Source organism: Marinobacter maroccanus (assembly GCF_002933275.1).
Taxonomy (GTDB): Bacteria; Pseudomonadota; Gammaproteobacteria; order Pseudomonadales; family Oleiphilaceae; genus Marinobacter; species Marinobacter maroccanus.
On sequence record NZ_PSSX01000001.1, the window covers coordinates 89421 to 103626 of the forward strand.

The window sequence follows — 14206 nt, forward strand, 5'->3', positions numbered from 1 at the left end:
GCCTTCATCTGACCCCGGCCTCCGGCGTTCGGACGGTTTACTGCAGCTGATCCCGGATCAGCTTCTTGTTGATCTTGCCAACGCTGGTCTTGGGAATATCTTCCACGAAATCAATATACTCGGGGATCGCCCACTTATTGATTTCGCCGCTTTCCACGAATTGCTTCAGGTGGTTCTGGATATCCCCGGCACTCGCTTGCTCACCGGGTTTCAGAGTAACCAGGGCGTGCGGCCGTTCGCCCCATTTCTCATCGGGTACGCCAACCACGGCAGCGCCGGCGACGGCTGGATGCTGGCTGATCAGGTTTTCGAGGTCCAGTGAAGACAGCCACTCACCACCGGTTTTGATCACGTCTTTGATACGATCCTTGATGGTGATGGTGTTGTCCGGCTCCATGGAGGCCACGTCGCCGGTATGAAGCCAGCCACCTTCCCAGAGCTGTTCGCCTTTCTCGGGCTCCTTGAAGTAACCCTGGGTCAGCCAGGGTGCGCGTGCCACGATCTCGCCCTTGGCCTCGCCATCATGGGGAACCGGGTTGCCCTCGGGGTCTACGATCTCCAGCTCAACCATAGGCGTTGCAATGCCGGTCTTCACACGGATTGCCGTTTGCTGCTCGAGAGGCAGCTCCAGGTCTTCGGGTTTCAGGTGTGAGGCGCAGAGCAGCGGACAGGTCTCAGACATGCCGTAGGCGGTGTACATCTTGATGCCGAGCTTGGCCCCGGCATCGCACAGGCCCTTGGTGAGAGCGCTGCCGCCAATCAGTACGTGCCAGTTGCTCAGATCGGCTGTCTTGATGGACTCCGTCGCCATCATCATCTGCATGATGGTGGGCACGCAGTGGGAGAAGGTCACTTTATGCTCTTTGAGAAGATCGACGAGCAGCTCCGGCTCATAGCGGCCCGGGTACACCTGCTTGATGCCCATCATGGTAGCTGCATAGGGCACGCCCCAGGCGTGCACGTGGAACATCGGCGTTACCGGCATGTACACCGACGAGGAGCGCATCAGAGGCATCTCATCGAACGACGCCACCGTGCCTGTCATGGCCAGCGTGTGCAGGACCAGCTGGCGGTGGCTGAAGTAAACGCCCTTGGGATTGCCGGTGGTACCGGTGGTGTAGAAGGTGGTTGCGACGCTGTTTTCGTCGAAATCGGGGAAGTCGAACTTGTCATTGGCCCTGGCGAGAAGGTCCTCATACTCGCCGGCGGTTTCAACAGGTGCCTGTTTCGCGGTATCGCTGTCGGTGAGCTGAATCCAGGTCTTGACCGTTTTGATCTCGCCCTTGACGGCTTCAATGATCGGGAGGAAGTCGTCGTGCACCAGAACCACATCGTCTTCGGCGTGGTTCATGGTGTAAACAATCTGGTCCGGAGACAACCGGATATTGACCGTGTGCAGAATGGCACCAATCATCGGAATGGCAAAGAAACACTCCAGATAGCGTGGCGTATCCCAGTCCATCACCGCAACGGTATCGCCCGGTTTTACACCGGCATCGGTCAACGCGTTTGCCAGGCGATGGATGCGCTCAACCAGATCGGTGTAGGTGTACTTGCTGCGGTTGGAGTAGACAATTTCCTGGTCCGGATTGTACCTGGGGCCCGAGAGCAGGAGTTGCTTGATCAGCAGCGGGTACTCATAGGCATTTTCAGCCGGGGGGAGAATGCGTGTCTGTGCCATTACGTGTTTCCTCTTTCCCAGTTGTTGGTGTTATCACGAGAAACAGGAATAAATCTGACACAGATTGACTGAAACAGGAACCGGTAATAGTGAAAAAATGCAGAGCGAACGGTGGCTTAGATACAAATTCCGTTTCGCTCTGCGGACATGCCTTTTAGGGCTTCAGTCTTACTCGTAGGTGCAGAGGTAAGCGGTGTCGATGTCGGTCTTTGCCTTGAAACTGGCCTGGCCCGCTACATCAAAACTCTCGCCGGCACCGTAGGTCATCCACTCTTCCATGCCGGGGAGCAGGACCGTGAGGGCGCCGCTGATCACAGTCATGGTTTCTTTCTTGCTGGTACCGAACTCATACTCGCCCGGGCTGATCACTCCGACCGTGGCCGGCAGAGTGGAGGTCTGGAAGGCGATGGATTTGGCTTTGCCGTCGAAATATTCGTTTACTTTCAGCATGGGCTGAGCTCCTGGAATAAGTTTGGAGGCCTACTATACGGGAATTTCGTGCACTTCCAATGACAAATCATCAGTCTGAGACGTTCTAGTCCCTGGACGAAACTGCTCGCCCTGTTTTGTTCTCAAGTCCGCTACTGAGCTTGTGACTGTCTGGATCATACCGCTCACGCAGTTCGTCTTTGGTTGTACCGCTCCAGAGCGTTATACCGGTGAAATAGCCTGCTCTGCCGATGACATGAGCCGCTATCGGAGCCGTCAGTAGAATAAACACGATGAAGGCGATTGCCCGCGCGGCCACAGCGCTGTCGGAAAAATGCAGTGCCACTCCGGCCATCGTCAGTATGGCGCCCATTGCGCCTGCTTTGGTGGATGCATGCATGCGTGTCGGCAGGTCCGGCAACCTCACAATGCCGATGGCCGCAAGCACCATGAAGGAAGCCCCTGCCAGCAACAGGATAGAAACGAAGATTTCACTCATCCTTGACACCTCCGCGCTCCAGGAATCTGGCGAAACCTATTGCAGCAAGAAAAGCGGTGAGGGATATCACGATGGCTACATCAAGAAAACTGGAGACACCGGTATCGATGGCGTGAACCCCAACGTAGCCAACCACCACGGATGCAATCAGCTCCAGTGCAACCACGCGGTCCGCCAGAGAAGGGCCCCGGGTTAACCGGATGAAGGCAAAAAGCAGCGCCAGGGACAGCATGAGATAAACGATGTTAATGGCGATTCCAAGCATGGTGGCCCCCTAGCGCATAACCTTCAGGATTCTGTGCTCCAGTTCCTTCAGGTCATTTCTGAGTTGCTCCTCGTCCTGAAGAAACATGGCATGGATAAATAACACCCGTCGATCATCGGAAACATCCAGGCTTAGCGTACCGGGAGTCAGGGAGATGACACTACTGACAAACATGATCTCCATATCAGTGCTTGCCTCGAGCGGAAACGCGATAACACCCGGCTTCATATGCCAAACCGGTGTGGCGACGTCGTAAGCAACGCGCAAGTTCGATTTCACCAGTTCCTTCAGGAAAAAGACCAGGAAGGCGACCAATCGCGGAATCCTCCGGGAGTAGCCCTTCAAAGCAGGAACCTGGTTTTGCAGCACCATGAGCGCAATGTAGCCAAAACAGAAACCGGCCAGCAGGTTCATGGCAGTGACGCTGCCACTGAGAACCACCCAGGCGATTGCGAGCAGAACGTTCCAGAACAGGCCGATCATTTCGACTGCCCTCCAAGAACCGCTTCTATGTAAAGTTGCGGGTTCATCAACTGGTCTGCGGCGGTTTCAGCCAGGATGTATATGGGCTGGCCATAAAGACCGATAACCAGCGTGCACGCCGCGAGCCCGACCACAGGCACATAATAAGCCCAGTTGTTTCTCTCTTTTACCTCGCCATTGAGCCTGCTCGCATCGGTTACATGATCTGGCAGCTTTTTCCAGAAAACCTCCGCCCAGATCTTGATCATTGAATACAGGGTCAGCAAGCCAACCAGCAAGGCGATCGCCGTGATCACATATTCACTGGCTTCCAGGCTGGCACGCACCACAATGAATTTGGCGAAAAAGCCGGACAAAGGGGGAATGCCGGCGAGCGATAATGCAGGAATCAAAAACAACAGAGCGAGGTAAGGGCGCTGACGGTAAACGCCGCCCAGGTCTTTCAGCTCATAGCTACCCAGCAGACGGTAGGTGATGCCGCTCACCAGGAACAGGTTCGTCTTCACAATAATGTGGTGCATGATATAGAAAACACCGCCTATCAGTGCCAGAGGCGTGAATAGCGCAAGCCCAAGAAGCATGTAGCCGATCTGGCTGACGATATGGAACGACAGGATACGCCGGAATTCGAACTGCGCCGCGGCCCCGAGCACACCCGTCAGCATCGTGAGAGCGGCGGCCCACAGCAGTATGGTATGGGTGTACCCGACATCCTGCGTGAAAATCAGCGTGAATACCCGGTACAGAGCGTACACACCGACCTTGGTAAGCAAACCCGCGAACAGCGCTGAAACGGCGACCTGGGGAGTGTGATAGGACGCGGGGAGCCAGAAAAACAGCGGGAACGCCGCCGCCTTGATGCCGAACGACACCATGAACAGCAGGGAGACAACGGTAACCATGCCGGGGTCGTCAACGCTGTTTACCTTCTGCGCGATGTCCGCCATGTTCAGGGTGCCCACCATGCCGTACAACAAGCCCACGGCGGATAGAAAGATGGCCGACGAAAACAGGTTCAGGGTCACGTACTTGATGGCACCTTCCATCTGGGCGCGTTCTCCGCCCAGGGTCAGCAAGGCAAACGAAGCGAGCAGCATCACTTCGAACCAGACAAACAGGTTGAAGATATCGCCAGTCAGGAAGGCACCGGCTACGCCGGCCAGCAGCAGGTGCATCAGCGGGTAATAACCGAACTTTTCGTGCCCCTTGGGGGTCGAGGCCAGCGAATAGATCGCGATGGCCAGACCGATAATGCCGGTGAGCACAATCATGATGGCGCCAAGAACATCGGACACCAGCACGATGCTGAAGGGCGCAGGCCAACTGCCCATTTCCACCACCAGAAAGCCCTGCTCAATGGTTGAGTGCATCAGCCAGATGCCGGCCGCGAGCAAGAGCCCGGTGGCAATAACTGCAAGGACCCGCTGCAGCGTGATGGAGCGCCAGAACGCCAGGGACAGGGCCCCGGCGGTCAGGGGTATCAGGATCGGGAGAACGAGTTCCGGGTTCAAGTATCCGTATCCTTCATCTTGTCCAGGTCATCGGTTCCGACCACCTCGTAGGCACGACGGATCAGAACCACGGCGAACGCCAGGACGCTGAAAGCAATCACAATGGCGGTGAGGATGAGGGCCTGTGGCAGTGGATCAGCGACTGTTCCAGCGATTTCGCTTGCCCCCTCGAGAATCAGCGGGGGCGCGCCCCGGGTCAAACCGGCGACCACGAAAATTAGCAGGTTGGCTGCGTTGCTCAGGATGATCAGGCCAATGACCAGTTTCACGATAGAACGCCTCAGCATCATGTAAATGCTGGCCGTAAAAAGCAGCCCAATAACGTAGGCCATCATGGTTTCCATTGCTGCGCCCCCTCCGTGTCAATGAATGCTCGCTTCATTCTTCGGACTCCATAAGACTGATCACAAAGGTCATCAGCGTTCCCAGAACAGCCAGGTAGACGCCAATGTCGAAAATCAGGACGGTTGATAACTTCAGGTAGCCTTCACCGGGTAGCGGAACTTCCCACCATTGGGCGGTGAGCATGGCCTGGCCAGACCACAGGGCAGGGATGGTTGATGCGAGCCCGAATAGCAATCCGGCCGCCAGAATATCCCGGGGGCTGATACGAAGCAGTTTGCGGGTTGATTCTGCCCCAAAAGCGAAGGCATAGAGTACGAAGGCGCTGGCTGCCACCAGTCCCCCAATAAAACCACCGCCAGGTTCGTCGTGCCCGCGCAGGAGCAGGAAAATCGAAAACATCAGTTGCAGCGGCATGATGGCCAGGGCCGCGGTGTGGAGTATGAGCGTGTTGGTCTTCATGACTTGTGCTGGTCCTCCGCCCTGAGTTTGACCATCGAATAGACACCCATAGCGGCAAGACCCAGAACAAAGATCTCCCCCAATGTGTCCAGTTGCCGGAAGTCCACCAGAATTACGTTGACGATGTTTTTGCCAAAGGCCAGGCCGTAACTGTTTTCAATGTAATAGCTGGAGATGCTGTCGAAGTACTGGATATCCAGCGCCGCAAGCATTATCAGGGTCATGATCGCGCCCGCAAAGACTGCGACCGTCAGGTCCCGGTAACGTTCCCAGGGCGATGACAGGTTGACGAACGGGGGCAGCTTGAAGAGCACAAGCACCAGCAAAATGACGGTGAGAGTCTCCACCAGCAGCTGGGTGATCCCAAGGTCCGGGGCGCTGAAGTGGATGAATATCAGGGCCACCCCGAAACCGAGCACACCCACAGAAGCCACGGAGCCCAGGCGGGACCGGGTAACACTGGCAAAGACAGTGGCCGCCACGATAAGAAGAGCTATTCCAAATTCATAGAAGTAGCCATTGCTGAAATCGAAATCGAGTTGGAAGCCGTGCCGGGTCAAGAGTGTGTAGCCGGTCAGACCGAAGGTCACAAGCACAAGGATCAGCAGATAAACACCGAGTACCCCGTTCTGCAACACACGTGTTTGCCAGCTTGCGATCTGAGTAATCCCGAGCATGAATCGGAAATACCCCGCCTCGGGGCCAACGCGGCTGCCAGCCGTGTTGACCGCATGAAGTGTCGGATGCAGTCCCTGCCAGGCTATGAAAAGCAGTGAGCCTGCCAGCAGGCTGACGCCAGACAGTATCAACGGGATATTCACTCCGTGCCACAGGGCAAGAGCGGTCTGTACGCCGCTGCCATACACTGAGGATACGGCTGCATCCAGCACGAACGTTGCCGGCAAAAACGGTGCCACGCCAAAAATCAGGGCCAGCAGGGTCAATACTGCCGGGCCAATCAGCATGGCGAAGGGCGCATCGTGGGGCTGTTTGGGGGTTGTGCGGGCGGGACCGAAAAACGGCTTCAGGAAAACCAGTCCCGCCACGGCCACAACCAGGATCGAAGAAGCGACAGCGGCTGCCAGCAATCCCCAGGACCACGAGGGCGAGTTGAGGACCGACTCGAACATCAGTTCCTTGGCAACGAAGCCAAAGAGCGGGGGAAGCCCTGCCAGGGACAGTGCAGCCAGGCCGGTAATAATTGCGGTCCTGGGCATGCTGTGCCAGAGACCTCCCATTTTGGTGATGTCTTTGGTGCCGGTTTCATGGTCCAGGGCACCTGCGAGCATGAACAGCGCTCCCTTGTAGAGGGAATGGGCCACCAGAACGCACACGAAGGCAATGATAGCCTTTTCCGTTCCAACCCCGATCAGCATGGTAAGGGTGCCCAGAGCCATAACCGTGGAATACGCCAACACCTTCTTTATGCCGGTGCTGCTGAACGCCAGGTAAGCCCCGGTGAGCATGGTTGCAGCCCCAAAAAACATCAGGGAATAGCTCCAGAGCGCATCGCCGTCCATGGAGGAATTAAGACGCGCCAGCAGGTAGACACCAGCCTTGACCATGGTCGCCGAGTGCAGGTAGGCGGAAACGGGTGTGGGCGCCGCCATGGCATTGGGTAGCCAGAAATGGAAAGGTACCTGGGCGGACTTGGTAAAGGCGCCGATGAGTACGCAGACCGCCGCAGCGGTGTAATAACCGTGTTCGTGAATCGCCAGGTCGGATGCGAGGATTTCGGAAAACGAGTAGCTGCCGGTGATGAAGATCAGCAGAATCAGGCCGGCCATTAATACCAGGCCACCGCCCGCCGTAACGAAGAGCCCTTGCAAAGCACATTTTCGGGCTTCCGCGTCCTCGTGGTTGAAGCCGATTAACATGTAGGAGGTGATGCTGGTCAGTTCCCAGAATACGAAGAAAGTAATGAGGTTATCGGACAGCACCAAACCGAGCATCGACGCCATGAACGACAGCATGATGACGTAGAACCGGGCGAGATCTTTATGGCCTTTCAGGTAGGAGCCGGCATAGATCAGGATGAACGTGCCGATACCGCTGATGAGAAGAGCAAAGACCAGCGACAGGCCATCAACCATGAAATCAAGGGAGACGCCGAGGCCCGGCATCCACTGGTTCTGAATCAGGAGGTTTTCACCGCCGCTGATCGTCGGGATCAGGCTGGCAAAATAGGCTGTGAGCAATGCGGGGAGCAGGGCCAACACCCAGCCGATGTGTCTGCCTGCCACGCGATGGAGCGCTGGAACCGCCAAAGCCAGCAAAAATCCCGAAAGAACAGCCAGTAACATCATGCAAGGGTGCTCCTTTACGACCCAAGTTAAAACGTCCTGCGGTTAACGGCGCTTTTTAAACCAGTATTTAATACGGTTCCTTGTTATAAAAAGTTCTTAAAAATTATCGGGAAATTCATTGGTCCCAGGGCTGCCCCCGAGAGTTTTCTGTTGTTTTAACCTTTAAATGCATGGCAGCTTTTGCCAGGAAGTTGGCACTGACGGGGGCTGTCATGAACAGAAATGCCGTAATCAGGATTTCTTCAATGCCGATGCCCTGCCCAAGGGTACTGAAGTAGATTACGGAGCTGATCACGATGGCGCCTACCCCGACGGTTGTGGCCTTGGTCGGTCCGTGAAGGCGGGTGAAAAAGTCCGGTAGGCGCGCCAGACCAATGGCACCCACCAGAGTAAATGCGCCGCCGATCAAGAGCAGCAGGCAGATGGCGTATTCAGCGTACGGGTTCATCTGATTGATCCTCCAAAAGCATGGTGTGTGCCTGGCATGGGCTTACTCAATGACGCTGCCCCGTTTCAGATATTTGGCCATGGCAACGGTTCCCACAAAACCCATAACGGCAATGAGCAGGGCCGCCTCAAGGTACATGCGTGTTCCCAGAGTGATGCCCAATAAAACAATCAGCGCAATGGCATTGATATAGAGGGTATCGAGCGCCAACACTCTATCCGGTGCATCCGGGCCTTTGATCAGACGGTAAACGTTTAAAAGCACCGCCAGAGTGACCATGGCAATGGTGATATAGAGAGCGGTAACCATCATTGGAACATCTCCAGCAGAGGCTTCTCGTAACGGGCTCTTATCGTGTCGATGACCTCCTGGTCATCTTCCGCGTCCAGAGCGTGAATCAGCAGCAGCTTGTTATCATCACTGACATCAGCGCTCACGGTTCCGGGCGTCAGCGAAATGGTGCTGGCCAGAATGGTGATGGCAAGAGGATGTTCCAGCTCTAGTGGATAACAGATAAATGCAGGGCGTGCCGGGCGCGGGCTAAGAATGAGTCTTGCCACCTCGAAGCTGGCCACAACAATATCCCTGATGACTCGCGCGAGGTACGCGGGCATCCGCCAGGCCTTTATGAACGCCGGTGGATCAGGCCAAAAACCCTGTGTCATTTGCGGTATACCCCACGCCAGTATGATGCCGAGAACAACACTGCCGCCGCTGACGCCGTCACTCAGAAACTGCCAGGTAATAAAAAGGGTCAGACTGAGCCAGGGCTGGGGAAAACTGAGGCGATCAAGCATTAGCTATCCTCCCTGACCATCTTGGTTTGCAGGATCTCGGTATAGGCATCTTTATTGTGCAGCTGTTCTGCCGTGGCATCGGTATAGCGGGTAATCGGGCCGGCCAGCACAACGATCACCACTGCCAGTGCGGTCAGGGCACCGGCTGCGACAGAAATCCGGCCGTTAAGCGGGTCTGGCTTTTCCAGATGGCCTTCCACGGTACGCCAGAAAACAATACTGCCAGCGCGGCTGTACGCGATAACAGTCAGGAAACTGCCGATCAGAAGTACTGACCAGAGCCATGCCATTTCGGTTCCCGACTGCACGGATTGCAGAATCAGTACCTTGCCGAAGAAGCCACTCAGTGGTGGCAGGCCGGCTGCGGCAACGGCGCCGATCAGGAACAGCACGCTCAGGAAGGTACGGTTCTGCATTTTGGGGGCGGTAATGATGCGGTCCTGGGCAGTGCCTCTTTGGTTGGCCACCAGCTCCGAGACAAGGAACAGTCCACCAACCGTCCAGGTCGTGCTCAGCAGATAGAATAGGGCAGCAGAGAGGCCGGCTTCGGAACCGAGCGAAATGGGCGCCAGCAATGTGCCTACGGAAATGATGACCTGCCAGGCGACCAGCGTTTTCAGACTGCCGGATCCCAGCGCGCCAATCACCCCCATGGCGAGGGTGGCCAGGGCAATGGGGAACAGCCAGTCCATGCCGAGATTGGCCAGTTCTCCGGCATCGTCGCCGAAGATCAACAGGTACACCCGCAAAATGGCGTAGATGCCCACTTTGGTCATCACCGCAAACAATGCGGCAACCGGTGCAGTGGCTTTTGAGTAAGCCCGGGGAAGCCAGAAGCACAGGGGCAGTATGGCTGCTTTCAGACCGAAGACCACCAGCAGCATCATGCCACCGGCCTTGACGATATTCAGGCCTTCTCCGGAAACCTCGGGGATCTTGACCGCCAGATCTGCCATGTTCAGGGTGCCGGTGACACTGTAGATCATGCCGACACTGATAAGGAAAATCGCAGAGCCAATCAGGTTCAATACAACGTAATGCAATCCTGGAACGGTTCTTATCGTCCCCCCGCCATGCATCAACAAACCGTAGGAGGCAATAAGTAGCACCTCGAAAGCAACGAACAGGTTGAACAGGTCGCCGGTCAGGAAAGCGATGTTCAGTCCCATCAGCTGGAACAGGAAGAGAGCGTGGAACTGGCGATTGCCCTCGTCGGCACCACCGATCGAATAGAGGTGACAGAACAGGCCCAGAACGGCCGTCATGATCAGCATCAGTGCTGCCAGGCGGTCAAGGACCAATACAATCCCGAACGGTGGCTGCCAGTTGCCGAACGCATAGATGCGATAGCTGCCATCGTCTGCCAGTACCAGAAGCACGATGGCAGAAACCAGCATCAGAACGGTCGTTGCCAGTGCCAGTGTGCGGCGAAGGCTGATGGGCGCATAGCCCATGAAAGCCTGAAGAATGCCGCCTAGCAGCGGAATCAGAACAGGAGCGGTAAGCCAGTGGTTCATTTACCGGTTACCTCCTCTTCTTCCGGAGCAGGCGATTTGTAGGGTTGTTTGCCATCCACATGGTCGTCCTCGTTGTCGGCCAGGTTGCGCAGTGACAGGACGACAACAAAGGCGGTCATGGCGAAGCCAATCACGATAGCCGTCAAGACCAGTGCCTGTGGCAGCGGGTCGGAATAGCTTGCAGCGGTACCGAGGACCGGTTGCTCGCCCGTTGCCAGGCGTCCGCTGGAGAAGAGAAAAAGATTCACACCGTAGGACAGCATGGTCAGGCCCACCACCACGGGAAAGGTGCGAGCCCGCAGAATCAGATAAACGCCGGATGCTGTCAGGGCACCAATGACCAGCGCGAAAACAAGCTCCATTATGCACCCTCCCTTTTACTTTTTATGGCGGAGTGGGGAGTTATCCGGCCGATACTGACCAGCGCAAGCAGGGTAGCGCCGATCACGGTGAGATAGACGCCCAGATCAAATATCAGGGCGGACGCGACCTCAAACTTGCCAACCACCGGCCAGGTTATGTAATCGAATGTGGAGGTCAGGAACGGATAGCCGAAGGCCAGGCTTCCGGCCCCGGCAACGGTTGCGAACAACAGACCCAGGCCAATGACGTTATGGTAGCGGAAGGAAATTCGGTCCTCAGTCCAGTTCATGCCAGCGGCAATGTATTGAAGGATCAGGGCAACCGAAGTAACCAGGCCGGCGATGAAACCACCGCCGGGCAAATTATGGCCCCGCAGGAAAATGAATGCGGAAACCATCAGTGCCAGGGGCAGCATGGGCCGGGCAATCAGCCGCAGCATCAGCGGGTGGGAGTCCCGCGTCCAGGGGTGGCCTTCGCCGTCGCTGGGCGGCGGCGTCAGGGCGGTGTTCTTGAGCATGGCGTATATACCGAGGGCCGCAATGGCCAGAACGGTGATTTCGCCGAGGGTATCGAAGCCCCGGAAGTCCACCAGAATCACGTTGACCACGTTGGTGCCGCCACCGCCGGTTTTGCTGTTTTCCAGAAAGAAATCAGATATTGAACTGAACGGTTGGGTCAGCATGGCCAGAGTGACCAGTGTCATGCCAATACCAGCGACCGCTGCAATAGCAATGTCCCTGAGACGCCTTTTCAACGGTGTTTCAATTGGCGTCCAGGAAGGCATGTAGAAGATGGCCAGCATAAGCAGAACAATGGTCACCACTTCGACAGACAGCTGGGTCATAGCCAGGTCTGGTGCCGAGAAACGGGCGAAGGCCAGGGCCACAAAAAGTCCCACCACGCTCAACAGAACCAGCGCATAGAACCTTTGCCGGTGCAGGGCGGCTGTTGTCAGGGCGCACAGGATAAGCAGCCCTGCCGCAATAGCTGTCGGCAGATCTACGGGGCCAAGCCCGTTTTCACCAATAAAGAGACCCATACCAAGAAGCGGCATGGCTGCGACCGCAATAGCACTTACCAGAAGGAACATGGCGTATCGCTGGAGCGAGCCGTTCTCTACTCGCGCTGTGAACCTGTTGGCCAGATCGACAACCCTCAGAACGGCCGCTTCGAAGACCGCTTTTTCATCAATTTCCTTGAATCGGGCATGGAAGTCGAAGAAGCGCTGACGCTGGCTGTACATGAGTAAGCCACCGAAAAAGGCGACAAAACTCATGAGCAGAGGAAGGTTGAAACCGTGATAGACCGAAAGCGTGTAATCCGGCACATCACCGCCGAGCGTGGCTGACGCTGCCATATACAACAGCGGGCCCACAGAAACGGCCGGGAACACGCCCACCATGATGCAGGCAAACACCAGGATCTCCACCGGAAATTTCATGTAGCGCGGTGGCTCATGGGGTGGGTAGATCGGAAGATCCACCGGTTTGCCATTGAAGAAAACATCGTGGACAAAACGGGCTGAATACGCCACCGCAAAAATCCCGGCCAGAGTCGCAACAATCGGCGGCAGCCAGGCTATAAGCCCGGGTAGATTCAGCTCCAGGGATTCTGCGAAGAACATTTCCTTGCTCAGGAAACCGTTCAGCAGTGGAACACCGGCCATGGACGAAGCGGCCACCATGGCCAGGGTTGCGGTATGTGGCATGTAACGCCACAGGCCGTTGATACGTCGCATATCGCGGGTACCGGTCTCATGATCAATGATACCGGCAGCCATAAACAGGGAGGCCTTGAATGTGGCGTGGTTGATCACGTGGAAGACTGCCGCCACCGCGGCAAGCTGCGTGCCCATACCAAACAGAAGGGTGATCAGGCCCAGGTGGCTGACCGTTGAATGGGCCAACAGGCCTTTAAGGTCATGCTTGAACATGGCGACATAAGCGCCAATGAGCAAGGTGGCCATGCCGGTAAAACTGACCATGTAGAACCACTGCTCGGTGCCTGCCAGCGCCGGATAGAGCCGGGCCATCAGGAAGATGCCGGCTTTGACCATGGTGGCCGAGTGCAGGTAGGCCGATACCGGAGTAGGCGCCTGCATGGCATGGGGTAGCCAGAAATGGAACGGAAACTGGGCTGACTTGGTGAAGGCCCCAAGCAGAACCAGGGTCAGGGCGATCGGGTACATGGCATGTGCCTTGATCTGGTCACCGGCGGCCAGCACGTCATCAAGTTCAAAGCTGCCAACAATGTTGCCGATGATCAGAATGCCGGCCAGCAGCGCGAGGCCACCGCCACCGGTCACCGCAAGGGCCATTCGAGCGCCGCGCCGGGCGTCCTGTTTGTGGGTCCAGAAGCTGATCAGCAGGAACGAGGTCAGGCTGGTCAGTTCCCAGAAGATCATCATCAGCAATAGATTGCTGGAAAGCACAATGCCCAGCATCGAACCTTTGAAGCAGAGCAGTAGGGCGTAGAATTTGCCAACGTTCTCGTAGGCCTTCAGGTAATAACGGGCGTAGAGAATGATCAGCAATCCGATAATCAGGATCAGCAGGGCGAACAGCAGAGACAGGCCGTCCAGCCGGAAGCTGAAAGAGAGGCCGAGGGCCGGCAGCCATTCGTAGCTGTGCAGCACCACGCCGCCATCGGCCAGGGTTTCCCAATGGGGGAACAGGGCTGCGAGTGCGATCAGCGCGGGTACAGAAGATGCAACGGCAATCGCCGTTCTGCCGCCCTGGGCGAACAGGGGTGCGGCTATAGCACCCAGAAAAGGCAGTAAAACAACCAGCGGTAGCGACATCGCAACCTCGTTATTGGTTTTCTTTTACGTGAGTATTGAAGGCATGTTTGCCTGAGTCTAGTCTCCGGCCAGCCACCCTGCACATTGAGCGCCGATGCAACTACGGCATGGAGGGTGGGGTGGATCAGCAGAAAGCAGGCGGGTCCGGGAAGTACGGTAGACGACCCCGGTGCCGCGCGATGTCAGCGGTAACAGGTGGGCGAGTAACTCTTGTGCAGCCGAAGGACCTTGCGGTCATGGTTGCTCCGTCAGTCAAACTTGATTGCCGATGATACGTGCCCCGTCTGGAAGGTCAAGTCAACT

At 56.5% G+C, this 14206-nt stretch carries 15 protein-coding genes; all 15 read right to left on the reverse strand.

What is annotated here, in order from left to right; translation table 11 throughout:
• Window positions 1-37: 37 nt before the first annotated feature.
• The 15 genes from KEHDKFFH_RS00455 to KEHDKFFH_RS00525 all read right to left on the reverse strand — a co-directional run bounded on the left by KEHDKFFH_RS00455 (window position 38) and on the right by KEHDKFFH_RS00525 (window position 13903).
• Window positions 38-1681 (reverse strand): fatty acid--CoA ligase, encoded by a 1644-nt coding sequence (locus KEHDKFFH_RS00455; protein ID WP_104320101.1) that lies wholly within the window; start codon window positions 1679-1681, stop codon window positions 38-40.
• Window positions 1682-1849: 168 nt separating this feature from the next.
• On the reverse strand, window positions 1850-2131 hold the full coding sequence (gene ppnP, locus KEHDKFFH_RS00460) for a pyrimidine/purine nucleoside phosphorylase (protein ID WP_064228261.1): 282 nt from the start codon (window positions 2129-2131) through the stop codon (window positions 1850-1852).
• A gap of 85 nt (window positions 2132-2216) precedes the next feature.
• Window positions 2217-2609: a monovalent cation/H(+) antiporter subunit G gene (gene mnhG / locus KEHDKFFH_RS00465; RefSeq protein WP_104320102.1), complete on the reverse strand. Its 393-nt coding sequence runs from the start codon at window positions 2607-2609 to the stop codon at window positions 2217-2219.
• Window positions 2602-2874, reverse strand: coding sequence for an MrpF/PhaF family protein (locus KEHDKFFH_RS00470; protein ID WP_014577875.1), 273 nt, complete (start codon window positions 2872-2874; stop codon window positions 2602-2604). The genes mnhG and KEHDKFFH_RS00470 overlap by 8 nt, the downstream gene beginning before the upstream one ends.
• Before the next feature lie 9 nt (window positions 2875-2883).
• Entirely contained in the window at window positions 2884-3357 is a 474-nt protein-coding gene (locus KEHDKFFH_RS00475) for a Na+/H+ antiporter subunit E (protein ID WP_104320103.1), read from the reverse strand.
• Entirely contained in the window at window positions 3354-4868 is a 1515-nt protein-coding gene (locus KEHDKFFH_RS00480; RefSeq protein WP_104320104.1) for a Na+/H+ antiporter subunit D, read from the reverse strand. The genes KEHDKFFH_RS00475 and KEHDKFFH_RS00480 overlap by 4 nt, the downstream gene beginning before the upstream one ends.
• The gene (locus KEHDKFFH_RS00485) at window positions 4865-5212 is read right to left on the reverse strand and encodes a Na+/H+ antiporter subunit C (protein WP_104320105.1); all 348 of its coding nucleotides are present in this window, start codon (window positions 5210-5212) and stop codon (window positions 4865-4867) included. The genes KEHDKFFH_RS00480 and KEHDKFFH_RS00485 overlap by 4 nt, the downstream gene beginning before the upstream one ends.
• Before the next feature lie 34 nt (window positions 5213-5246).
• Window positions 5247-5672, reverse strand: a complete 426-nt coding sequence (locus tag KEHDKFFH_RS00490; RefSeq protein WP_104320106.1) for a Na+/H+ antiporter subunit B — start codon at window positions 5670-5672, stop codon at window positions 5247-5249.
• Window positions 5669-7978, reverse strand: coding sequence for a putative monovalent cation/H+ antiporter subunit A (locus KEHDKFFH_RS00495; RefSeq protein WP_104320107.1), 2310 nt, complete (start codon window positions 7976-7978; stop codon window positions 5669-5671). Before KEHDKFFH_RS00495 ends, KEHDKFFH_RS00490 begins: the two co-directional genes overlap by 4 nt.
• A gap of 115 nt (window positions 7979-8093) precedes the next feature.
• On the reverse strand, window positions 8094-8426 hold the full coding sequence (locus KEHDKFFH_RS00500; protein ID WP_104320108.1) for a Na+/H+ antiporter subunit G: 333 nt from the start codon (window positions 8424-8426) through the stop codon (window positions 8094-8096).
• 42 nt (window positions 8427-8468) lie between these two features.
• The gene (locus KEHDKFFH_RS00505) at window positions 8469-8738 is read right to left on the reverse strand and encodes a K+/H+ antiporter subunit F (RefSeq protein WP_104320109.1); all 270 of its coding nucleotides are present in this window, start codon (window positions 8736-8738) and stop codon (window positions 8469-8471) included.
• On the reverse strand, window positions 8735-9223 hold the full coding sequence (locus KEHDKFFH_RS00510; RefSeq protein WP_104320110.1) for a Na+/H+ antiporter subunit E: 489 nt from the start codon (window positions 9221-9223) through the stop codon (window positions 8735-8737). The genes KEHDKFFH_RS00505 and KEHDKFFH_RS00510 overlap by 4 nt, the downstream gene beginning before the upstream one ends.
• On the reverse strand, window positions 9223-10740 hold the full coding sequence (locus KEHDKFFH_RS00515) for a monovalent cation/H+ antiporter subunit D (RefSeq protein ID WP_104320111.1): 1518 nt from the start codon (window positions 10738-10740) through the stop codon (window positions 9223-9225). Before KEHDKFFH_RS00515 ends, KEHDKFFH_RS00510 begins: the two co-directional genes overlap by 1 nt.
• The gene (locus KEHDKFFH_RS00520; RefSeq protein WP_064228271.1) at window positions 10737-11102 is read right to left on the reverse strand and encodes a Na+/H+ antiporter subunit C; all 366 of its coding nucleotides are present in this window, start codon (window positions 11100-11102) and stop codon (window positions 10737-10739) included. The genes KEHDKFFH_RS00515 and KEHDKFFH_RS00520 overlap by 4 nt, the downstream gene beginning before the upstream one ends.
• Window positions 11102-13903: a monovalent cation/H+ antiporter subunit A gene (locus KEHDKFFH_RS00525; RefSeq protein WP_104320112.1), complete on the reverse strand. Its 2802-nt coding sequence runs from the start codon at window positions 13901-13903 to the stop codon at window positions 11102-11104. The genes KEHDKFFH_RS00520 and KEHDKFFH_RS00525 overlap by 1 nt, the downstream gene beginning before the upstream one ends.
• Window positions 13904-14206 lie beyond the last annotated feature (303 nt).

Coding starts and splice junctions, on each gene's coding strand:
- ppnP (WP_064228261.1), bottom strand. CDS start 2,131: ATGCTGAAAGTAAACGAATATTTCGACGGCAAAGCCAAATCCATCGCC.
- KEHDKFFH_RS00500 (WP_104320108.1), bottom strand. CDS start 8,426: ATGAACCCGTACGCTGAATACGCCATCTGCCTGCTGCTCTTGATCGGC.
- KEHDKFFH_RS00475 (WP_104320103.1), bottom strand. CDS start 3,357: ATGATCGGCCTGTTCTGGAACGTTCTGCTCGCAATCGCCTGGGTGGTT.
- KEHDKFFH_RS00505 (WP_104320109.1), bottom strand. CDS start 8,738: ATGATGGTTACCGCTCTCTATATCACCATTGCCATGGTCACTCTGGCG.
- KEHDKFFH_RS00470 (WP_014577875.1), bottom strand. CDS start 2,874: ATGCTTGGAATCGCCATTAACATCGTTTATCTCATGCTGTCCCTGGCG.
- mnhG (WP_104320102.1), bottom strand. CDS start 2,609: ATGAGTGAAATCTTCGTTTCTATCCTGTTGCTGGCAGGGGCTTCCTTC.
- KEHDKFFH_RS00520 (WP_064228271.1), bottom strand. CDS start 11,102: ATGGAGCTTGTTTTCGCGCTGGTCATTGGTGCCCTGACAGCATCCGGC.
- KEHDKFFH_RS00490 (WP_104320106.1), bottom strand. CDS start 5,672: ATGAAGACCAACACGCTCATACTCCACACCGCGGCCCTGGCCATCATG.
- KEHDKFFH_RS00525 (WP_104320112.1), bottom strand. CDS start 13,903: ATGTCGCTACCGCTGGTTGTTTTACTGCCTTTTCTGGGTGCTATAGCC.
- KEHDKFFH_RS00510 (WP_104320110.1), bottom strand. CDS start 9,223: ATGCTTGATCGCCTCAGTTTTCCCCAGCCCTGGCTCAGTCTGACCCTT.
- KEHDKFFH_RS00485 (WP_104320105.1), bottom strand. CDS start 5,212: ATGGAAACCATGATGGCCTACGTTATTGGGCTGCTTTTTACGGCCAGC.
- KEHDKFFH_RS00515 (WP_104320111.1), bottom strand. CDS start 10,740: ATGAACCACTGGCTTACCGCTCCTGTTCTGATTCCGCTGCTAGGCGGC.
- KEHDKFFH_RS00455 (WP_104320101.1), bottom strand. CDS start 1,681: ATGGCACAGACACGCATTCTCCCCCCGGCTGAAAATGCCTATGAGTAC.
- KEHDKFFH_RS00495 (WP_104320107.1), bottom strand. CDS start 7,978: ATGATGTTACTGGCTGTTCTTTCGGGATTTTTGCTGGCTTTGGCGGTT.